At 72.6% G+C, this 19,713-nt stretch carries 18 protein-coding genes; 12 read left to right on the top strand and 6 right to left on the bottom strand.

Annotated features, from left to right (window positions below; translation table 11 throughout):
- Window positions 1-301 precede the first annotated feature (301 nt).
- From groES to MRQ36_RS08855, 4 genes are all read left to right on the top strand, one after another.
- Window positions 302-616: a co-chaperone GroES gene (groES, locus tag MRQ36_RS08870; protein WP_018222648.1), complete on the top strand. Its 315-nt coding sequence runs from the start codon at window positions 302-304 to the stop codon at window positions 614-616.
- A 70-nt stretch (window positions 617-686) separates the two neighbouring features.
- Window positions 687-2,327 carry a chaperonin GroEL gene (gene groL, locus MRQ36_RS08865; RefSeq protein ID WP_242794425.1) on the top strand — a complete coding sequence of 547 codons (1,641 nt, stop codon included), beginning with the start codon at window positions 687-689 and terminating at the stop codon, window positions 2,325-2,327.
- Between the two features lie 400 nt (window positions 2,328-2,727).
- Complete coding sequence (locus tag MRQ36_RS08860) at window positions 2,728-3,084, top strand: hypothetical protein (protein ID WP_242794424.1); 357 nt, start codon at window positions 2,728-2,730, stop codon at window positions 3,082-3,084.
- A gap of 91 nt (window positions 3,085-3,175) precedes the next feature.
- Window positions 3,176-4,780, top strand: a complete 1,605-nt coding sequence (locus MRQ36_RS08855; RefSeq protein ID WP_242800954.1) for a molybdopterin-dependent oxidoreductase — start codon at window positions 3,176-3,178, stop codon at window positions 4,778-4,780.
- Here MRQ36_RS08855 and MRQ36_RS08850 read toward each other — a convergent pair.
- Window positions 4,767-5,450, bottom strand: coding sequence for a response regulator transcription factor (locus MRQ36_RS08850; protein WP_242794423.1), 684 nt, complete (start codon window positions 5,448-5,450; stop codon window positions 4,767-4,769). The two genes, MRQ36_RS08855 and MRQ36_RS08850, sit on opposite strands and share 14 nt — an antisense overlap.
- On the bottom strand, window positions 5,438-6,727 hold the full coding sequence (locus MRQ36_RS08845; protein WP_242794422.1) for a sensor histidine kinase: 1,290 nt from the start codon (window positions 6,725-6,727) through the stop codon (window positions 5,438-5,440). The genes MRQ36_RS08850 and MRQ36_RS08845 overlap by 13 nt, the downstream gene beginning before the upstream one ends.
- A gap of 133 nt (window positions 6,728-6,860) precedes the next feature.
- Here MRQ36_RS08845 and MRQ36_RS08840 point away from each other — a divergent pair, with 133 nt between their 5' ends.
- The gene (locus tag MRQ36_RS08840) at window positions 6,861-7,499 is read left to right on the top strand and encodes a DUF998 domain-containing protein (protein WP_242794421.1); all 639 of its coding nucleotides are present in this window, start codon (window positions 6,861-6,863) and stop codon (window positions 7,497-7,499) included.
- A gap of 89 nt (window positions 7,500-7,588) precedes the next feature.
- Here the strand turns inward: MRQ36_RS08840 and MRQ36_RS08835 are convergent, their stop codons facing one another.
- A complete protein-coding gene (locus tag MRQ36_RS08835; RefSeq protein ID WP_242794420.1) occupies window positions 7,589-7,972 on the bottom strand; it encodes a WhiB family transcriptional regulator in 384 nt (127 codons plus the stop codon).
- A gap of 254 nt (window positions 7,973-8,226) precedes the next feature.
- Between MRQ36_RS08835 and MRQ36_RS08830 the strand changes: the two genes are divergently transcribed.
- Entirely contained in the window at window positions 8,227-9,036 is an 810-nt protein-coding gene (locus MRQ36_RS08830; protein WP_242794419.1) for a response regulator transcription factor, read from the top strand.
- Window positions 9,037-9,084: 48 nt separating this feature from the next.
- On the opposite strand, the gene MRQ36_RS08825 is transcribed toward MRQ36_RS08830, so the two are convergent.
- Window positions 9,085-9,495, bottom strand: a complete 411-nt coding sequence (locus MRQ36_RS08825; RefSeq protein WP_242794418.1) for a DUF5319 domain-containing protein — start codon at window positions 9,493-9,495, stop codon at window positions 9,085-9,087.
- 197 nt (window positions 9,496-9,692) lie between these two features.
- On the opposite strand from MRQ36_RS08825, the gene guaB reads away from it, so the two are divergent.
- Window positions 9,693-11,246 (top strand): IMP dehydrogenase, encoded by a 1,554-nt coding sequence (gene guaB, locus MRQ36_RS08820; RefSeq protein WP_242794417.1) that lies wholly within the window; start codon window positions 9,693-9,695, stop codon window positions 11,244-11,246.
- A gap of 31 nt (window positions 11,247-11,277) precedes the next feature.
- A complete protein-coding gene (locus MRQ36_RS08815) occupies window positions 11,278-12,396 on the top strand; it encodes a GuaB3 family IMP dehydrogenase-related protein (protein WP_242794416.1) in 1,119 nt (372 codons plus the stop codon).
- A gap of 201 nt (window positions 12,397-12,597) precedes the next feature.
- Here MRQ36_RS08815 and MRQ36_RS08810 read toward each other — a convergent pair whose 3' ends face one another.
- The gene (locus MRQ36_RS08810) at window positions 12,598-13,074 is read right to left on the bottom strand and encodes a DUF6326 family protein (protein WP_242794415.1); all 477 of its coding nucleotides are present in this window, start codon (window positions 13,072-13,074) and stop codon (window positions 12,598-12,600) included.
- Between the two features lie 186 nt (window positions 13,075-13,260).
- On the opposite strand from MRQ36_RS08810, the gene MRQ36_RS08805 reads away from it, so the two are divergent.
- The 3 genes from MRQ36_RS08805 to MRQ36_RS08795 all read left to right on the top strand — a co-directional run bounded on the left by MRQ36_RS08805 (window position 13,261) and on the right by MRQ36_RS08795 (window position 16,760).
- Entirely contained in the window at window positions 13,261-14,394 is a 1,134-nt protein-coding gene (locus MRQ36_RS08805; RefSeq protein WP_242794414.1) for a sensor histidine kinase, read from the top strand.
- Window positions 14,391-15,047, top strand: coding sequence for a response regulator transcription factor (locus MRQ36_RS08800; RefSeq protein WP_242794413.1), 657 nt, complete (start codon window positions 14,391-14,393; stop codon window positions 15,045-15,047). Before MRQ36_RS08805 ends, MRQ36_RS08800 begins: the two co-directional genes overlap by 4 nt.
- Window positions 15,048-15,293: 246 nt before the next feature.
- Complete coding sequence (locus MRQ36_RS08795) at window positions 15,294-16,760, top strand: M1 family metallopeptidase (RefSeq protein ID WP_242794412.1); 1,467 nt, start codon at window positions 15,294-15,296, stop codon at window positions 16,758-16,760.
- A gap of 7 nt (window positions 16,761-16,767) precedes the next feature.
- Here the strand turns inward: MRQ36_RS08795 and MRQ36_RS08790 are convergent, their stop codons facing one another.
- Window positions 16,768-17,889, bottom strand: coding sequence for an LCP family protein (locus MRQ36_RS08790; protein WP_242794411.1), 1,122 nt, complete (start codon window positions 17,887-17,889; stop codon window positions 16,768-16,770).
- Between the two features lie 118 nt (window positions 17,890-18,007).
- On the opposite strand from MRQ36_RS08790, the gene MRQ36_RS08785 reads away from it, so the two are divergent.
- On the top strand, window positions 18,008-19,705 hold the full coding sequence (locus MRQ36_RS08785; RefSeq protein WP_242794410.1) for an FAD-dependent oxidoreductase: 1,698 nt from the start codon (window positions 18,008-18,010) through the stop codon (window positions 19,703-19,705).
- The last annotated feature ends 8 nt before the right edge of the window (window positions 19,706-19,713 follow it).

The following is a 19,713-nucleotide window of genomic DNA, read 5'->3' as shown; positions in this document are numbered from 1 at the left end:
TCTCCCGGCCGGCCCGGACCGCCCGGCACCGGCCGGCCCGGGCCCCGGCCGCCGAGGCGCGGGCGGCGGGTGAGTGCGACACGAGGGGTGGTGCGTTGGCACTCTCCTTGACGGAGTGCTAGCCGAGGCATAACCTGCGATTAGCACTCTCGCATCGAGGGTGCCAGCTTCCGGGCTTCGGTCCGGAGGCTGAACGCCAGGCGGACCGGCACCCGCGACGACGGCCCCGCCCGGTGGCATGTGGCAGATTGACGCCGTTCGGCTCGCCGTTCGGCAACGAAACCAAGTACCCCAGGAGGGTATGCCCGTGACTACCGCGACCAAGGTTGCGATCAAGCCGCTCGAGGACCGCATCGTGGTCCAGGCGAACGAGGCTGAGACCACCACGGCGTCGGGCATCGTGATCCCCGACACCGCCAAGGAGAAGCCGCAGGAGGGCACCGTCCTCGCTGTCGGCCCGGGCCGGATCGACGACAAGGGCAACCGCGTGCCGATCGACGTCAAGGTCGGCGACACCGTCCTCTACTCGAAGTACGGCGGCACCGAGGTCAAGTACGCCGGCGAGGAGTACCTGGTGCTCTCCGCCCGCGACGTCCTCGCGGTCATCGAGAAGTAAGCAACCGATCAGTGTCGTTGCCCCGGTCCGGCTCGCCGGGCCGGGGCAGCGTCGCTTCGAAGGGACATTCATGGCGAAGATCCTGAGCTTCTCGGACGACGCCCGGCACCTGCTCGAGCACGGTGTCAACGCCCTCGCGGACGCGGTCAAGGTCACCCTCGGCCCGCGCGGGCGCAACGTCGTCCTGGACAAGAAATTCGGTGCGCCGACGATCACCAACGATGGGGTCACCATCGCCAAGGAGATCGAGCTCACCAACCCGTACGAGAACCTCGGCGCGCAGCTGGTCAAGGAGGTGGCGACGAAGACCAACGACGTCGCCGGCGACGGGACCACCACCGCGACCGTGCTGGCCCAGGCGATGGTCCGCGAGGGCCTGCGCAACGTGACCGCGGGGGCCAGCCCCTCCGGGCTCAAGCGCGGCATCGACGCGGCCGCCGCCAAGGTCTCCGAGGCGCTGCTCGGTCGGGCCGTCGAGGTGGCCGACAAGGAGTCGATCGCGCACGTGGCGACGATCTCCGCGCAGGACGCCACCATCGGCGCGCTGATCGCCGAGGCGATGGAGAAGGTCGGCCGGGACGGTGTCATCACCGTCGAGGAGGGCTCCGCGCTCACCACCGAGCTCGACGTGACCGAGGGGATGCAGTTCGACAAGGGCTTCATCTCCCCGAACTTCGTCACCGACCTGGAGTCGCAGGAGTCGGTGCTGGAGGACCCGTACATCCTCATCACCACGCAGAAGATCTCGGCGATCGAGGAGCTGCTGCCGCTGCTGGAGAAGGTCCTCCAGAACAGCAAGCCGCTGCTGATCGTCGCCGAGGACGTCGACGGCCAGGCGCTGTCGACCCTGGTGGTCAACTCGATCCGCAAGACCCTCAAGGTCTGCGCGGTCAAGGCCCCCGGCTTCGGTGACCGCCGCAAGGCGATGCTGCAGGACATGGCGATCCTCACCGGCGCCGAGCTGGTCGCCCCCGAGCTGGGCTACAAGCTCGACCAGGTCGGCCTGGAGGTGCTGGGCACCGCCCGGCGCGTCGTGGTCGACAAGGAGACCACCACCATCGTCGACGGTGGCGGCCAGGCCTCCGAGGTCACCGACCGGGTCGCGCAGATCCGCAAGGAGATCGAGGCGTCGGACTCCGACTGGGACCGGGAGAAGCTGGCCGAGCGGCTGGCGAAGCTCTCCGGCGGCATCGCGGTCATCAAGGTGGGCGCGGCGACCGAGGTCGAGATGAAGGAGCGCAAGCACCGCATCGAGGACGCCATCGCCGCGACCAAGGCCGCGGTCGAGGAGGGTACGGTTCCCGGCGGCGGCGCCGCGCTGGTCCAGATCCTGCCGGCGCTCGACGACGACCTGGGCTTCACCGGTGACGAGAAGACCGGCGTCTCCATCGTGCGCAAGGCGCTGGTCGAGCCGCTGCGGTGGATCGCCCAGAACGCCGGCCACGACGGCTACGTCGTGGTGCAGAAGGTCGCCGCCCAGGAGTGGGGCAACGGCCTCGACGCCGCCAAGGGCGACTACGTCGACCTGGTGAAGTCCGGCATCATCGACCCGGTGAAGGTGACCCGCAACGCGGTCACCAACGCGGCCTCGATCGCCGGTCTGCTGCTGACCACCGAGAGCCTCGTGGTGGACAAGCCGGAGAAGGCCGAGCCGGCCGCCGCCGGTGGTCACGGCCACGGTCACGGGCACCAGCACGGCCCGGGTTTCTGACCCGACGCCGTACGGCACCATCAGGGCACACCGCCGGCTCGGCGGTGTGCCCTGACGTCTTTCCGGTCGGCTGCGGCGCGACGGGCCGCCTGACGAGGTGCTCGTTCCGACGGCAGCGGTAGGCGAGTCACAATAATGCCCCGACAGCGTGTGCTGTCGGGGCATTATTGTGTGTGACTGTCGACGTGACAGCAGTTGATATGGCTAGCTGGCGATGGTGCCGTAGCACCCGACTGCCGGCTGAGAACCGCTACTCAATTCGAGCCGGTAAAGGTGAGTGGTGGAAAGGCCGGTGACAGTGCCATATGCGCTACTCGTGGTCGATCCGCTCTTGACCGCGGTGTCCGTGGTGCGGTCCCTAACCACGTAGTAACACCTGACATTGCTTCTTACATTCCAGTTGACCGTTCCCGAGCTGGTCGGCGAAATCGACGACGTTGCGCAGGAAGGGCTCGTTGAGCTTTTGATCTGGCAGGTCGACGATGCCGCCAATGCCGGCGTGGCAATCATCGTGGCGCCCAACACGGTTCCCAGTCCAGTCACCGCGACAGCCTTCATGAATTGCAAGGAAACCTCCCCCGTTCGTACGTGTCCTTGTGCTTCGAACCCTAAGCGAAGGATGCACATGTGTCAACGCGTACTGTTGGTGGCCCACTACCTGGAGATACGGGATCAGGCCGGTGGATTCGACACCCTTTCCTGTCTTCTTGGCAGGACGGTTCCTGACGCGTGTGCGGAGCGCGACCAATGGCGCTGACGGCAGTTGAAACCTGGCCGGCGGATCTGCAACCGATTACGGAACGCTGACATTGGTGGCGTCGGTCCTGGTGATCGACAAGACTGGTGGGGTGAGCAGCATCTCCCGCGGTCATGCCGCGCTGGCCGGGATCACCGCCGCCGCCGTGGCCATCGGTGCGGCCGAGCCGGTGGCGGTCCTCACCGGACCCCGCTCGGCGCCGCTGATCGCCGTCGGTGGCCTGGTCGTCGACCTCGTCCCCGAGCCGGTCAAACAGTTCGCCATCTCGGTCTTCGGCACGTACGACAAGATCGCCCTGCTGGTCGGGACGGCGCTGCTGCTGGCGGCGGTCGCCGCGCTGCTCGGCGTGCTGGCGGCCCGCCGGCTGTGGATCGGCCTGGCGGGCATCGCCGCGTTCGCCGCCCTCGGGGTGGCCGCGGCCGTCACCCGGGCCGGCGCCAACGTCTTCGACGCGCTGCCGTCGCTGGTCGGCGCGGCGCTGGGCGGGCTGACCCTCTGGCTGCTCCTGGCCGGCCCGCTGCAACCACACATCTGGTCCTGGTCACCCCCGAGCCCGGTGCCCCCGGGCCGCCCCGAGCCGTCGCCCGGCGGCGCAGAGCCGGTGCCGGCCGGTGGTGAACAGCCGGACCCGGAGGGGCGGCGGCGGTTCCTGACCGGGGCGGGCGCGCTGCTGGGTGCGGCGGCCGTGGCCGGGCTCGGCGGGCACTGGCTGGCCGGCCGGCGGGGCGTCTCCAGTGCCCGACAGGCCGTCGTGCTGCCCACCGCCTCGGCGACGGCCCCGCCCGTCCCGGCCGGCGCGGACCTGCGGCTCGCCCAGCTCGCCCCCTACGTGACGCCGAACGCCGACTTCTACCGGATCGACACCGCGCTGGTGGTCCCGCAGGTGGACCCGACGACCTGGCGGCTGCGCATTCACGGGCGGGTACGCAGACCGATCGAGTTGAGCTTCGCCGACCTGCTCGCCCGGCCGATGGTCGAGCGGTACGTGACGCTGGCCTGCGTCTCCAACGAGGTCGGCGGCGACCTGATCGGCAACGCCCGCTGGCTGGGCGTGCCGATCAAGGAGCTGCTGGACGAGGCGGAGCCGGAGGAGGGCGCGGACCAGGTGGTGGGCCGCTCGGTCGACGGCTGGACCTGCGGCACCCCGACGGCGGTGCTGCGCGACGGGCGGGACGCGCTGCTCGCCGTCGGCATGAACGGCGAGCCGCTGCCGGTCGAGCACGGCTTCCCGGTCCGGATGGTGGTGCCCGGGCTGTACGGGTACGTCTCGGCCTGCAAGTGGGTGACCGAGCTGGAGCTGACCAGCTTCGCCGACTTCGACGCGTACTGGGTGCCGCGCGGGTGGTCCGCCCAGGGGCCGATCAAGACCCAGTCCCGGATCGACGCGCCCCGCCCCCGCAACCGGCTGGCCGCCGGCCCGGTGACGGTCGCCGGGGTGGCCTGGGCCCAGCACGTGGGCGTCCGCCGGGTCGAGGTACGCGTCGACGGTGGCCCGTGGCGGGAGGCGACGCTCGCCCGGACGGTCTCCGTGGACACCTGGGTGCAGTGGTCCTGGCGGTGGGACGCCACTCCCGGCGAGCACACCCTCCAGGTCCGGGCGACCGATGCCGACGGCGTGACCCAGCCCGAGCAGCGGCGTCCGGTCGCGCCGGACGGCGCGACCGGCTGGCACACCGTCAAGGTCACCGTCCGCTGAGCGGGGTCCGGTCGGAGCCGGCGCGCAGATAGGTGAGCACCGCCAGCACCCGGCGGTTGCTGTCGTCGCTGGGCAGCAGGCCGAGCTTGGTGAGGATGTTGCCGACGTGCTTGCCGACCGCCGCCTCGGTGACGTGCAGCCGGGCGGCGATCGCCGCGTTGGAGCGGCCCTCGGCGACCAGCACCAGCACCTCCCGCTCGCGGGGGGAGAGCGCGGCGAGCGGGTCCCGAGGGCGGTGCAACAGCCGGCGTACGACCTCGGGGTCGATGACGGTGCCGCCGGCGGTGACCGTGCGCAGGGTGTCCACGAAGTCGGCGATCTCCGCGACGCGGTCCTTGAGCAGGTAGCCGACGCGCCGGCCGTCGCCGCTGTCGAGCAGCGCGGAGGCGTACTCCGTCTGCACGTACTGGCTGAGCACCACCACCGCCAGGTCGGGCCGCTCGGCGCGCAGCGTGACGGCCGCCCGCAGGCCGTCCTCGCGGTGCAGTGGCGGCATGCGGATGTCGGTCACCACCAGGTCGGGCCGGTGCGCGCGGACCGCCGCCAGCAGTTCCGGCGCGGAACCGACGGCGGCCAGCACCTCGAAGCCGAACCTCGCCAGCAGGCCGACCAGACCTTCCCGCAGGAGGACCTGGTCCTCGGCGAGCACGACGCGGGTCACCGGCGGCACGGCAGCTCCACCCGGACCAGCGTAGGCCCACCGGGCGGGCTGGCCAGCAGCAGTCGCCCGTCGGCGGCGGCGACCCGGTCGGCCAGACCGGTCAGGCCGGTGCCCCGGGCCGGGTCGGCACCGCCCCGGCCGTCGTCGGACACCTCCACCACGAGCCGGTCGCCGGACCGGGCGAGCCGGACCTCGGCGCGGGTCGCCCCGGCGTGCCGTGCGACGTTGCCCAGGCACTCGGACACCACGTAGTAGGCGGTGGTCTCCACCAGGTCGGGCGGGGGCGGGTCGAGGTCGACGTGGACGGTGACCGGGACGGCGGCCTCGCCGGCCAGCTCCCGGACCGCGCCGGCCAGGCCGAGGTCGGTGAGGCTCTGCGGGCGGATCCCGTGCACCACCTGCCGGAGCACCGCCATCAACTCGGTGGCCTGGCCGTGCGCGACGGCGAGCGGACGTGCGGCGGGCGAGTCCTCGGCCACGTCCAGCCGGGCCAGGCCGAGCTGGAGGGTCAGGCTGGTCAGCCGGGGCTGCACGCCGTCGTGCACGTCGCGTTCGATGCGCCGTCGCTCGGCCTCGTACGCGGTGACCAGGCGGGTCCGGGACCGGTTGACCTCGCGCAGCGCCAGGTCGCCGGGCCGGCCGAGCAGCCACCGGGCCGCCGCGCCCTGGGCGGCGGCCAGCGCCCCGAGCCCGTACCAGAGCACCGGGAGGAGCAGCACGCCGAGCACCGCGTACGGGATCGCCTGGTCGGGCCGGTCGACGGTCGTCCAGACCAGGACGATCGGGTCGGTGTCGTCGGCCAGCCACGGGCTGGCCACCAGCATGAGGTCGAGGGCCACCAGCAGGGCGGCGGTCCAGTACGCGACGGGCACCACCGCGCCCAGGAGGAAGGCGTACCCGGCCTCCCACCAGGCGGCGGCGGTGGTGTAGCGGGCGGCGAGCCCTCGCCAGGGCTGCCCCGGCAGCGGACGGTCGTCCACCAGGCCGAGCCGCCACCGTTCCAGCGCGGCCACCGGCGCGCCCACCAGCGGCGCCAGGGCCAGCACCAGCAGGGCGCCAGCGAGGAGGAACGCCACCAGCGCCGGCGAGACCGGATTGGTCCGCTGCCGTACCCCGTTGACGGCCGCCAGCAGGGGCGCCGCGACGACGAGCGGGCCGGTGGCGAGCACCCCGGCGAGCGGCACGGTGGTGATCAGATAGGCCAGCGCGCGCCACGGCCAGGCCGAGATCAGGTAGCCGGGTCGGCGCAGTGCGTCGGCCAGGTGCGCAGGTCGGGTCGGCGTCATGTCGTCGACGCTAGGCGGGACCCGCGCCCCGGCCCAGCCGCATGGGCCCACTGTGCGGGTATGCCTGTCACTACCTCGATGAGGCCGACCAGCAGGCGTGCGTGGCCCGGTCCCGCCGCGGTGAGGTGTCGGTATGCCTGTGAACCGCCTGGGTGCCCGCTGCTGGCTGCTCACCACCGCGCTGTTCGGCGCCGCCAACGTCGTCGTCGGGCTCGGCTGGCGGGAACCGCCGTACAGCTGGGCCCTGCACAACATCAGTGACCTGGGAAACGTCACGTGCGGCCGGTGGGACACCAGCCGGCCACGCCAGGTCTGCTCGCCGTGGCACGCGGTGATGAACGGCAGCCTGGTGGTCACCGGGATCCTGTTGGCGCTGGGGGTGCTCCTCACCTGGTCGGCCCTGGGCCGGGGGGCGTCGGTCCGGGTCGCCCAACTGTCGACCGTCGCCGCTGCCGCCGGGTACGTGCTGGTGGGGGCCTACCCGGCCGACGTGGACGAGGAGACCCATTTTCTGGGCGCCGTGCTGATCTTCGTGCTGGGCAACGTCGCCATGCTGGTGGCCGCCCTGGCCCGACGGTCGGCGGTGCTGGGCCGGCTGCGTCGACCGAGTCTCACGCTGGGGCTGACCGGGGCGGTGGGGGTGGTGTTATTCCTGGCCCAGGTGGATCTCGGCTTCGGCGTCGGTGGCCTGGAACGGGTCGCCGTGTTCCCGTTGTTCTGCTGGATCGTGCTGCTCGGGCTGGTCGTCCACGAGCGGCCCGCCCCGGAGTGACCGGACCGGGCCCGGGCACCCTGGTGCGGACGACGACGCCGCGCCCCGGAACCCGGGGCGCGGCGTCGGTCAGGTCAGGTCAGGTCAGGTCAGGCGATCTTGCGCTGGTCCGGCACGGTCGACTTGTGCGGGCGGCCCAGCCGGGCCTCCAGCCGGGCCACGTCGACCCGGGCCTGCCGGCGGTCGGCGGTGTCCTCCCAGCCGACGGCGAGCAGCCGCAGCCGCTCCGACTCGCTGAACCCGCCCCAGACCCCGTACGGCTCGCGGACCGCGAGGGCGTGCGCGGCGCACTCGGCGCGCACCGGGCAGGCACCGCAGACGGCCTTGGCGCCGGATTCGCGGCGCAGCCGCGAGGAGCCACGCTCGCCGTCGGGGTGGAAGAACTGTGCGCTGTCCCGCCCCCGGCAGGCACCGAGTCGCTGCCAGTCCCAGAGATCGACGATGGGTCCGGGCAGTCTACGTACGTTCGACATCAGCACCCCTCCTCCCGCGCGGCACCGCGGAGAATCCTTCGTGGCCACCTACCGGTCGGTGGTCCGCGCGGGACACCCGTTTCCGGCTTGGCGTCTCGGTACCCGGGCTTTCCCGCACTCACACATCTGTGATCGAAAACCTCGGACAACTGGTGGCATATGCACCAGATGTCGGAAAAGTTCAGATGATTACCCGGAACCTCCTCGGCGGCCGACCCGGTCGTGGTCGACTCTGAGTCGGAGAGGAGACCACAGTGCGTAGCGTTCTCGTGTGCGTCCGGACACCACTCGCGGCTCAGCATCTGAGTTCCGCGGCGGCGCGGCTCGGGCTGTCCGGAGTCGTCCGGACGGCCGTCTCCGACCCCGAGGTGATGCTCCGGCTCGCCGAGCGACCCGCCGACGTCGTGCTCGCCGACACCGCCCTCACCCGGCCGGACAGCGCCGGCTTCGTCCGCCGGGTGCTCGCCCGCGCGCCGCAGGCCGCGGTGGTGCTGCTCGGCACCGAGGAGTCCGAGGCGGCGGCGGCGACCATCAACGCCGGAGCCCGCGGCCTCATCCAGAACGTCGACCACGATCTGACGAGCGCGGTCGCCAAGGCCCTGCTACTGCTCTCCGCGCCCGGCCGGGCCGCCCGGAACCGGGTGAGCGACCCCGCGCGGGACGCCGCCGTGGCCGGCGCGACCCGGTCCGCCCCGCCGGGGCGTACGCCGGGCGGCGCGACCTGGTCGGCGGAGGCGTCGGCCGGCTCGCCCGCCATGGTGCCCGTGCAGCGCGGCGACGACGAGGCCGAGGCGGCCGGCGACCAGCCGGAGCCGACCCCACCCGCCGGCCAGCGGGGGGCGACCGCCCCTCGGGCGGGCCGGTCCGCGATCGGGCTGACCGAGCGGGAACTCCAGGTGCTGCTCGGCATGGCCGAGGGGAAGAGCAACGCGGAGATCGGTCGGGAGCTGTTCGTCTCGGAGGACACCGTCAAGACCCACGCCCGGCGGCTGTTCCGCAAGCTCGGCGCGCGGGACCGGGCGCACGCCGTGGCCGCCGGTTTCCGGGCCGGCCTCGTCGCCTGAGCCGGCCGGCCTCGCCGGACCGGACCGGACCGCGCCCCACGCCGTGGTTCAGTCGTCGGCCGGGGTGTCGTCCTCGGTGCCCTCGGTCAACGTGTCGTGCACCCCGTCGGCGTAGCCGCGCGCGTAGTCCCAGGTGACGTAGTGGTCCGGATCCGGGTCGTAGGCCGGCTCGTGCACCCGGGGTCGGCCGGAGCTGAGCAGGTGGCGCAGGTTGCCCCGGAGCAGGTCCCAGTCGAAGTAGTGCGGCTCGCGGCAGTCCTCGCACTCGATGACCAGCCCGCGCACCCCGATCGGGGCGAGCAGGGCCTGATAGATCTCCAGGTCGGCCAGATCCTCGAGGACGTCCTGCCGTTCCACGTCGGTCAACGGGTCGAGCGGATCGTCCTCCCGTGGATCGTGCAGGCCGGCAGCCGGATCGGCCGGGTCGCCGTTGAACGGGTCGATGGGCTCGTCGTGCACCCCCTCACCGTAGTCCCCACCGCCCGTTCCGGTCCGCCCCCGGCCGCGGTCCGTCGCGCCGCCGACCCGGGCTGCCGCTGCCGGGGCCCGCCCTGCTCAATGGGTACGATGAACCGACGCGCCGGTCATCCGGCGTGCGCCGGTGCCCGCCCGCGCCACCTCGCTGAAGCCCGTCCGAGCAGCTCAGGGGAGCAATCGTGGAGAATTCGCCCAGCACCGATCTTCAGGCAGCCGCCGAGCTGGGTGGCCACCTGCCGGAGCTGCCGGCTGGCTCCGCCCGGGTGGTGCCGCTCGGCCTGACCTTCGACGACGTGCTCCTGCAGCCCGGCGAGTCGGACGTCGTGCCCAGCCGGGTCAACACCCGGACCTGGCTCACCCGCAACGTCGAGCTGACCGTCCCGCTGCTGTCCAGCGCGATGGACACCGTCACCGAGGCGCGGATGGCGATCGCCATGGCCCGGCAGGGCGGCATCGGCGTGCTGCACCGCAACCTCTCCATGGAGGACCAGGCCCTCCAGGTCGACCTGGTCAAGCGCTCCGAGTCCGGCATGATCACCAACCCGGTGACGGCCCGGCCGGACGACACCCTGCGCGACGTCGACGAGCTCTGCGGGCGCTACCGGATCTCCGGCGTGCCGGTGGTGGACGGCGACGGCCAGCTGGTCGGCATCGTCACCAACCGGGACATGCGCTTCGTCTCCGACCCGGCCACCCCGGTCCACTCGATCATGACCCGGACGCCGCTGGTCACCGCCCGGGTCGGGGTGAGCAAGGACGACGCCCTCGACCTGCTGCGCCGGCACAAGGTGGAGAAGCTGCCGATCGTCGACGACTCGGGTCGGCTGCGCGGGCTGATCACCGTGAAGGACTTCACCAAGAGCGAGCAGTACCCGAACGCCACCAAGGACGACGCGGGCCGCCTGCGGGTGGCCGCCGCGGTCGGCGTGGGCGAGGACTCGTACAAGCGGGCCCGCACCCTGGTCGACGCCGGGGTGGACGTGATCATCGTGGACACCGCGCACGGCCACCAGCGGGCCGTGCTGGACATGGTCCGCCGGCTCAAGAAGGACGTCGCCATCGACATCGTCGGCGGCAACGTGGCCACGTACGCCGGGGCGAAGGCGCTGGTCGACGCCGGCGCGGACGGCGTGAAGGTGGGCGTCGGCCCGGGTGCCATCTGCACCACCCGGATCGTGGCCGGGGTGGGCGTACCGCAGATCACCGCGATCATGGAGGCGGCCCGCGCGGCCCGGCCGGCCGGCGTACCGGTGATCGGCGACGGCGGCATCCAGTATTCCGGCGACATCGCCAAGGCCCTGGTGGCCGGCGCCGACACGGTGATGCTCGGCAGCCTGCTGGCCGGCTGCGAGGAGAGCCCCGGCGAGCTGATCTTCATCAACGGCAAGCAGTACAAGGCCTACCGGGGGATGGGCTCGCTCGGCGCGATGCAGTCCCGGGGCCAGGCCAAGTCCTACTCCAAGGACCGCTACTTCCAGCAGGACGTGCTCGCCGAGGACAAGCTCGTCCCCGAGGGCGTCGAGGGCCAGGTGCCCTACCGGGGCCCGCTCTCCGCGGTCGCCCACCAGCTCATCGGCGGGCTGCGCGCCGCGATGGGGTACGTCGGCGCGGAGAGCATCCCCGAGCTGCACCGGCGTGGCCAGCTCATCCGGATCACCGCGGCGGGGCTCAAGGAGAGCCACCCGCACGACATCCAGATGACCGTCGAGGCGCCGAACTACCACTCCCGCTGACCCCACCACCCCCAACCACCTGGAGTCCCCCATGCGTGACGTGGTCGAGATCGGGCTGGGCAAGACCGCGCAGCGCGGCTACCACCTGGACGACATCGCCATCGTGCCGAGCCGCCGCACCCGGGACGTCGACGACGTCTCGACCGCCTGGCAGCTCGACGCGTACCAGTTCGGTATCCCCTGCGTCGGGCATCCGTCGGACGCCATCATGAGCCCGGCGTCGGCGGTCCAGCTCGGTCAGCTCGGCGGCCTCGGCGTGCTCAACGTCGAGGGCCTCTGGACCCGGTACGAGAACCCGACCAAGGTGCTGGAGGAGTTGGCGGCCCTCGACGAGGACGCCCGCGCCACCAAGCGGCTCCAGGAGGTGTACGCCGAGCCGATCCGCCCGGACCTGATCGCCGAGCGGGTCCGTGAGCTGCGGGCCGGCGGCGGCACGGTGGCCGTCCGGGTCTCGCCGCAGCACACCCTGGCGCTCGCCCCGGTGATCCTCGACGCCGGCGTGGACATCCTGGTCATCCAGGGCACCATCGTCTCCGCCGAGCACGTCTCCACCACCGACGAGCCGCTGAACCTCAAGGAGTTCATCGCCGACCTCGACCTGCCGGTCATCGTGGGCGGCTGCACCGACTACAAGACCGCGCTGCACCTGATGCGGACCGGCGCGGCCGGCGTGATCGTCGGCATCGGCGGCGACGACTGGTCGACCACCGAGTCGGTGCTCGGCATCCGGGTGCCGATGGCCACCGCGATCGCCGACGCCGCCGCGGCCCGCCGCGACTACCTCGACGAGACCGGCGGCCGGTACGTCCACCTGATCGCCGACGGGGACATCCAGACCTCCGGCGACATCGCCAAGGCACTCGGCTGCGGCGCCGACGCGGTGATGCTGGGCGAGGCGCTGTCGCTCTGCGCGGAGGCCCCCGCCGGCGGCGCCTGGTGGCACTCCGCCGCCAGCCACCCGTCCCTGCCCCGCGGCGCGTTCGAGGTGGCCGGCGACCCGCTCGGCTCGATGGAGCAGCTCCTGTTCGGCCCCGCCGACGAGCCCGACGGCCAGCTCAACCTCTTCGGCGGCCTCCGCCGCGCGATGGCCAAGTGCGGCTACCGCGACCTCAAGGAATTCCAAAAGGTCAGCCTCGTCCTCGACCGCTGACCCACCCACCCCACCCCACCCCACCCGCGCCCGCCCACCCACACGTCGATCATGGAGTAGTGGTTCCCGGATCGTCCCGGTTGTCCGGTTCGTGATCCGCCACAACTCCATGATCGACGGGGGTGGGCGGTTTGCTGCTCGCGGTGGCTGTTGCCGGAGGCGCTGCTCAGCGGCGCCGGGGCGTCGGGCCTGCCGCGGGCGTCAGGCCCGGGCCTGGGCGAGGTCGCGGCCGGCGGTGGCTCGGACGGTCCGGGGCCAGGTCCATGCGGCGCGCAGGATGAAGGCCAGGAGCAGCAGTTCGAGTCCGATGGAGAGGCCGTAGAAGTAGGAGTAGGTCCACGGCTCGCCGTCCGCGTTGTACACCGAGACGGGGATGTAGAGCGCTGCCACGACGAGGTTGGTGGCGCGGCTGAGCCGGGCGGGGAGTGCCGTGGAGAGCAGGATCATGAGGATCGGGATGGCCATGAGCGTGAGCGCGAGGCCGACGAAGGTGGGCCCGGTGTCGAACTCGTGAACGACGCCGCCCCGGATCTCGTCGATGAAGCCGGGCTTGTACAGGGCCAGGTAGTCGACGTAGATGTAGAAGAACATGAAGCTGGTCCAGGCCGCGGCGAGCTTCGCCCGGACCGGGATGGGCGCTTCCTGGAGCGCGCCGGCTGGTTTGTCGGTTCTGGTCATCACATCTCCTGTGTGCTGGCGTCAGCCAGGTCGGCTCACTCGATGTCTCAACCATGACCAGCGTCGACGGGCGCCACATCCGCTTGCGGGCTCGAGCTGTCCCCGCCCAGGGCACGGGAAATCCGCCGTACTTTCGACTGATCCGCCCGAGCGGCAGCCCCCTTACGTTGTCCGGGAGGGGGAAGCATGCTTGCTGGGATCTGGGCTGAGCCTCGCCCCGCACGCCCGCCGGTGCGGGTCTGGCGGGACTGGGCGCTGTCCTGCGCTCTCGTCGCGATCTCGCTCGTCGAGTTGCTGCTGCGGGACGACCGGGCATGGGCGCCGCTGCTGGTCGGTGTCAGCGTCGTGGTCGCGGCGTGCCTGCTGTGGCGACGCACGCGGCCGCTGGCCGCGGTCGCCGTTGCCTTCGGCACCGTTCTCGCGTTCGACATCGCGAGGATCGCGGTCATCGACGCCACCGGTCTGCTGGGCATCGCGGGGCTGCTCGTGCTGCCCTACGCCCTGCTGCGCTGGGGATCAGGGCGCGAGGCCGTCCTCGGCCTCGGGATCATCCTTGTCTGGCTACCCGTCACCCTCGTGGCGGCCCCGACCTCCCCCGCGGAGAAGGTCGCCGGTTACGGCTTCTTCCTGTTCTCGGCCGCGCTCGGCGCGGCAGTGCGCTACGGCACCAGGAGCCGCGACCGCGACATCGAGCAGGTGCGGCTCCACCAGCGCAACGAACTCGCCCGCGAGCTGCACGACACGGTCGGCCACCGCGTCCTGGCCATCGCCGTCCAGGCACAGGCAGGTCGGGCGCTGTCCGCCGCGGATCCGGAGCGCGCGCTGGCCACCCTGGTCACCATCGAGGAAGAGGCGTCCCGGACGCTCAAGGAGATGCGAGCCCTGGTGGGCGTGCTGCGCGACGGAACGGACGCCGATCTCGCCCCCCGGCGAGGGGTGGCGGACGTCGAACGACTCGCTCGTCCCGGCGGCGAGGTGCTGGGTGTCCGCGTGCAGGTCTCCGGTGACGCCGAGGCCGTCGAGCCGGCAGTCGGCACCGCCCTCTACCTGATCGCCGCCGAGGCGGTCACCAACGCGACCCGCCACGCCTCCGGCGCCACCGGAGTCACCGTCGACGTCACCGCATCCCGCAAGCGGGTGCACCTGCGGGTGCACGATGACGGCAGGGCGAGTACGACCCGCTCCTCGCACGCCGGCTACGGGCTGCGCGGCATGGCCGAGCGGGCGAGCCTGCTCGGCGGCACCCTCCGGGCGGGACCCGACCCGGACGGCGGCTGGAGCGTCGACGCCTCGCTGCCCCGGACGGCGCGCGCGTCATGACCATCCGCGTGCTGGTCGCTGACGACCAGGACATCGTCAGGGCAGGGCTCTGCATGATCCTGGACGCCCAACCGGGCATCACCGTGGTCGGCGAGGCCGCCGACGGCCGCCGGGCGATCGCCATGGCCCGTTCGCTGCGTCCCGATGTGTGCCTGCTGGACATCCGCATGCCCGACGTCGACGGGATCGAAGCCACCCGCCAGCTCGCCGGGGCCGACGTCGCCGATCCACTGGCCGTCGTCGTCATCACCACCTTCGACCTCGACGAGTACGTCTACGGCGCGCTGAAGGCAGGCGCCCGAGGCTTCCTCCTCAAGGACGCCGGCGCCGAGATGCTCACCCAGGCCGTCCATGCCGCCGCCCGGGGCGACGCCCTGATCGCACCGAACATCACCGCGAGGCTCCTGTCCTCCTTCGCGAACAGCCGCTCGCGCCCGGTGCCACCTGAGCCGATCGAGCCGCTGACCGCGCGCGAGGAACAGGTCCTGCTGGCTGCCGCTCGCGGGCGGACCAACAGCGAGATCGGCGGTGAGCTGTCCATCAGCCTCAGCACCGTCAAGACCCACATCGCCGCCCTGATGCGCAAGCTCAACGCCCGCAACCGCGTCGAGATCGTCGTGTGGGCCTACGAGACAGGCCGCGTCGACACCTGATCGGCGCCCGCGTACGCGAATCGCGGCAGCAGGAGCGTCGGGGTCCGACGGCATCGAGCGCGACGTCCGCTTCTCGGCAGGTCCGGTACCCGCCGCCGCGCGCGGCGCTCAACCGGGACACACCTGGTCGGAGTCGGGCGGTGGGGTGGCGGCGGGGCGTGGGGTGGCGGTGGGGGGTGCTGGCGTAGGCTGCCGCGGTCGGGGCGGCCGGCGTGGGCCGCTCCGTTCCGGGGAGGGGTCGAGGCGATGACGCTGGCGCGACGGGGCGGGCGGGGGAGCGCGGCGCTGCTGCTCGCGGTGGCGTTGGTGCTGGCCGGCTGCGAGTCGTCCGACGCCGGGCCGGTGGTCCCGCCGCAGCAGCGGACCGTCCCGGCGACTCCTCGGAGTTTCGCCCCGGGCGCGGCGGGCGTCGGCGACGCCTACTTCCCGACCTACGGCAACGGCGGCTACGACGTCGCCCGCTACACGGTGAAGGTCCGCTACGACCCCGACACCGACCGGCTGACCGGCACCACCACCGTCCAGGCCACCGCGACGGCCGACCTCTCCGCGTTCCACTTGGACCTGGCCGGGCTGACCGTCCGGGCGGTGACGGTGGACGGGGTGAAGGCCCGGCACGCCCGCGAGTCCGACGAACTGGTGATCACCCCGGCCACCGGCCTGACCTCCGGGAACGGCTTCGTCACCGAGATCCGGTACGACGGCGTGCCGGCCGCCCTGCGCAACGAGGTGCTCGGCGAGGGCGGCTGGCTGCACACCTCGGACGGTGCGATCGCGCTCGGCCAGCCCGAGTCGGCGAGCACCTGGTTCCCGGTCAACGACCACCCGTCGGACAAGGCCACCTACGACCTCGAGATCACCGTGCCGGACGGGCTCACCGCGATCAGCAACGGCGTGCCCAAGGGGAGGACCCGACCGCAGAAGGGCTGGACCACCTGGAAGTGGTCGGAGGGTTCGCCGATGGCCAGCTACCTGAGCATGGTGGCGATCGGCCGGTTCCGCATCACCACCGACGAGCACAAGGGACGGCCGGTGTTCACCGCGGTCACCACCGGGCTGGCCGACGGCGCACCGGACCGGTCGGTGGCGCGGACCGTCGAGGTGGCCGACTACCTGGAGAGTGTCTTCGGGCCGTACCCGTTCGACGCGTACGGCGGGGTGGTGGTGGCCGACGACCGCATCCGGTACGCGCTGGAGACGCAGAGCCGACCGGTCTACGGGGCGGCCTTCTTCCGGCGGGGCGACAACACCGGGGTGGTCGCGCACGAGCTGGCCCACCAGTGGTTCGGCGACAGCGTGTCGCTGGCGAAGTGGCAGGACATCTGGCTCAACGAGGGCCTGGCCACCTATGCGGAGTGGCTCTGGGCGGAGCACACCGGCGAGTCCACCGTGCAGCGCGCCTTCGATGAGCGGTACGCGTCCTCACCGAGCCGGCTGTGGCGTACCCCGCCGGGGAAACCGGGGGTGGAGAACCTGTTCGACGAGTCGGTCTACCAGCGGGGCGCGATGACGCTGCACGCGCTGCGGGTGGCCGTCGGGGATGCCGCCTTCTTCCGCGTCCTGCAGACCTGGGCGGCCGAGAAGAAGGACGGGAACGCCACGACCGCCGAGTTCGTGGCGTGCGCCGAGCGGGTGTCCGGCAAGAAACTGGGGAAGCTCTTCGACGCCTGGCTCTACGGCACCGAACGCCCCGCCACCCCGAAACCCCGGTGAGCCCGGCTCAGCTGCGGACCCGCAGCGTCGGGTGGGCGTCGAGGAACGGCTCGGCCCGCTCGGCGGCGAGCGCGTCGAGGAACTGGCGGCCCACCGGGAGCAACTGCTCGCCCCGGTAGGCGCCGCCCGTGCCGACCGCGTCGCCGGGGAGGCCGACCAGGGTCAGGGCGTCGGCCGGCAGCCCGCCGAGGGCGTACGCGAAGTCGACCAGGGCCCGCCCGTCACCGGCGTACACGAGGGTCTCGCCGAGCGCGGCGACCACCTGCTCGACCCGGGCCGGGTCGCGGGCCAGCCCCTGGTCGAGGATCTTCCGGGCCAGGGCGCGGAGCAGTTGCTGCTGGTGGCGCTGCCGGGTGTAGTCGCCGCCGGCGGTGTAGCGCTGCCGGGCGTAGTCCAGCGCCTGCCAGCCGGTCAGGTGCCTGTCACCCGGCTGGTAGACCATCTGCGGCCCGACGTACCCGCCCGGGCCCTTGTCCCGGTATTTCCCGTCCGGCTTGCGGTGGATCGAGGCGACCCGCTGGTCGATGCGCAGGTCCACCCCGCCGAGGGTGTCCACCAGCTTGTCGAAGCCACCGAAGGTGATCACCGCGCCGGCGTCGATGCGCAGTCCGGTGTAGCGGCTGACCGTGGTGCGCAGCAGCTCGTACCCCTGGGCGGTGCTGGGGTGGGCCTTGTCGCCCGGCACCCGGCTGCCGTAGCTCATCGCGTGGGTGAGCTTGGTCCGGCCACCCGGGTAGCCGGCCTTCGGGTAGGCCGGGATGTCCACCACCAGGTCGCGGGGCAGGCTGAAGAGGTACGCCCGGTCCAGCCCCTTCGGCACGTGCAGGACCAGCACCGAGTCGGCGTGCGGCTCCCAACCGGGCACGCTGATCCGGGTGTCCACCCCGACGAGCAGGAGGTTCAGCGGCCCGGTCAGGTCCGCGCCCGGCGGCGGGGTGGGGCTGCTGGTCGTCGGCACGGTCGTCGGCGACGGCCCGGCGGTGGTCGGGCCGGCGGCCGGCGCGGGGGTGTGCCGGCCGGCCAGCCGGGTCGCCACGACCGCGCCGACGGCAACCAGGAGTACGGCGACCAGCGCGGCCACCCCCAGCAGTAGCCGCCGCCGTCGTGGCTCCGCCGTGCCCTGCGTCATCAACCGACCTCTTCCCCCGTGCCGTGGACGCCCGGGGAGGCCCGGGCGGTCGAGCGTTCTGCATGATCCCGAAAATCTCGTGCTGGCGCGATGGCTACCCGTCGGTAATGATGCGTCCATGCGGTACGACGTGCTCGTCATCGGTTCCGGCTTCGGCGGCAGCGTCACCGCGCTCCGGCTCGCCGAGAAGGGCTGGACGGTCGGGGTGCTGGAGGCCGGGCGGCGTTTCGCCGACGACGAGTTCCCGCAGACCTCCTGGCGGGCCCGGCGCTTCCTGTGGGCGCCGAAGCTGGGCTGTTACGGCCTCCAGCGGATCACCCTGCTCCGCTCGGCGGACCGGCGTACCGGCGGGGGAGTGATGGTGCTCTCCGGTGCCGGGGTGGGCGGCGGCTCCCTGGTCTATGCGAACACCCTCTACGAACCCCTCGACGCGTTCTACGCCGACCCGCAGTGGCGGGACATCACCGACTGGCGCGACGAGCTGGCCCGCCACTACGACCAGGCGAAGCGGATGCTCGGGGTGACCACGTACCCGATCGTCACCGGCGCGGACCGGGCGATGCGCGCGGTGGCCGAGCGGATGGGGGTGGGCGGCACCTTCCACGCCACCCCGGTGGGGGTGCACATCGGCCGGCCCGGCGAGCGGGTGCCCGACCCCTACTTCGGCGGGGCCGGCCCCGAGCGCACCGGCTGCACCCACTGCGGCTCCTGCATGACGGGCTGCCGGCACGGCGCGAAGAACACCCTGGTCAAGAACTACCTCTGGCTGGCCGAGCGGCTGGGTGCCCAGGTCCACCCGCTGACCACGGTCACCGCCGTCCGCCCGGCCGACGGCGGCGGCTACCAGGTGCACACCGAGCGCACCGGCGCCTGGCTGCGCAAGCGGCGTCAGGTCTTCCACGCCGGGCAGGTGGTCTTCGCCGCCGGCGCGCTCGGCACCCAGCGGCTGCTGCACGAGATGAAGGCGACCGGCGCGCTGCCCCACCTGTCGCCGCGCCTCGGCGAGCTGACCCGGACCAACTCGGAGGCCATCCTCGGCGCGTCGGTCGGCCACCGGCAGGCCCGGCAGCGCGGCCTGGACTTCACCGAGGGGGTGGCGATCACCAGCTCGTTCCACCCGGACCCGCAGACCCACATCGAACCGGTCCGCTACGGCCGGGGCTCCAACGCGATGGGGCTGCTCCAGTCGCTGCTGGTGGACGGCGGCCCGCACCGGGTCCGGCGCTGGCTGGGCGACATCCTCCGCAATCCCGGCCTGGCCGCCCGGATGCTGTCGGTGCGGGGCTGGTCGGAGCGGACCGTGATCGCCCTGGTGATGCAGTCGGCGGACAACTCGCTCACCACCCGGTGGCGGCGCGGGCTGCTCGGCCGCCGGCTGGTCTCCGGCCCCGGTCACGGGGCACCCAACCCGACCTGGATCCCGGCCGGCAACGACGCGGTCCGGCTGCTGGCCGAGGAGATCGACGGTACGCCCGGCGGGGCGGTCACCGAGCCGTTCAACATCCCGATGACGGCGCACATCCTGGGCGGGGCGGTGATCGGTGCCTCCCCGGCCGACGGGGTGATCGACCCGTACCACCGGGTGCACGGGCATCCGGGGCTGCACGTGGTGGACGGCGCGGCGGTCTCGGCGAACCTGGGGGTGAACCCGTCGTTGACGATCACCGCCCAGGCCGAGCGGGCGATGTCCCTCTGGCCGAACAAGGGGGAGGCGGATCCGCGTCCGCCGCTCGGCGACCCGTACCGCCGGGTGGAGCCGGTCGCCCCGCACCGGCCGGCGGTGCCGGCACACGCCCCGGGAGCGCTGCGCGGCTGACCCGCGCG

It is taken from the genome of Micromonospora sp. R77 (assembly GCF_022747945.1).
Taxonomy (GTDB): Bacteria; Actinomycetota; Actinomycetes; order Mycobacteriales; family Micromonosporaceae; genus Micromonospora.
Note: the sequence above shows the minus strand (reverse complement) of the source record. Positions and strands in the feature narration are given on the sequence as shown.

Excerpts from the sequence above, each read along its gene's own strand:
- groES (WP_018222648.1), top strand. The coding sequence starts at position 302 with ATGCCCGTGACTACCGCGACCAAGGTTGCGATCAAGCCGCTCGAGGAC.
- groL (WP_242794425.1), top strand. The coding sequence starts at position 687 with ATGGCGAAGATCCTGAGCTTCTCGGACGACGCCCGGCACCTGCTCGAG.
- MRQ36_RS08845 (WP_242794422.1), bottom strand. The coding sequence starts at position 6,727 with ATGACGCCGACCCGACCTGCGCACCTGGCCGACGCACTGCGCCGACCC.
- MRQ36_RS08840 (WP_242794421.1), top strand. The coding sequence starts at position 6,861 with ATGCCTGTGAACCGCCTGGGTGCCCGCTGCTGGCTGCTCACCACCGCG.
- MRQ36_RS08835 (WP_242794420.1), bottom strand. The coding sequence starts at position 7,972 with ATGTCGAACGTACGTAGACTGCCCGGACCCATCGTCGATCTCTGGGAC.
- MRQ36_RS08815 (WP_242794416.1), top strand. The coding sequence starts at position 11,278 with ATGCGTGACGTGGTCGAGATCGGGCTGGGCAAGACCGCGCAGCGCGGC.
- MRQ36_RS08810 (WP_242794415.1), bottom strand. The coding sequence starts at position 13,074 with ATGACCAGAACCGACAAACCAGCCGGCGCGCTCCAGGAAGCGCCCATC.
- MRQ36_RS08805 (WP_242794414.1), top strand. The coding sequence starts at position 13,261 with ATGCTTGCTGGGATCTGGGCTGAGCCTCGCCCCGCACGCCCGCCGGTG.
- MRQ36_RS08800 (WP_242794413.1), top strand. The coding sequence starts at position 14,391 with ATGACCATCCGCGTGCTGGTCGCTGACGACCAGGACATCGTCAGGGCA.
- MRQ36_RS08795 (WP_242794412.1), top strand. The coding sequence starts at position 15,294 with ATGACGCTGGCGCGACGGGGCGGGCGGGGGAGCGCGGCGCTGCTGCTC.
- MRQ36_RS08790 (WP_242794411.1), bottom strand. The coding sequence starts at position 17,889 with ATGACGCAGGGCACGGCGGAGCCACGACGGCGGCGGCTACTGCTGGGG.
- MRQ36_RS08785 (WP_242794410.1), top strand. The coding sequence starts at position 18,008 with ATGCGGTACGACGTGCTCGTCATCGGTTCCGGCTTCGGCGGCAGCGTC.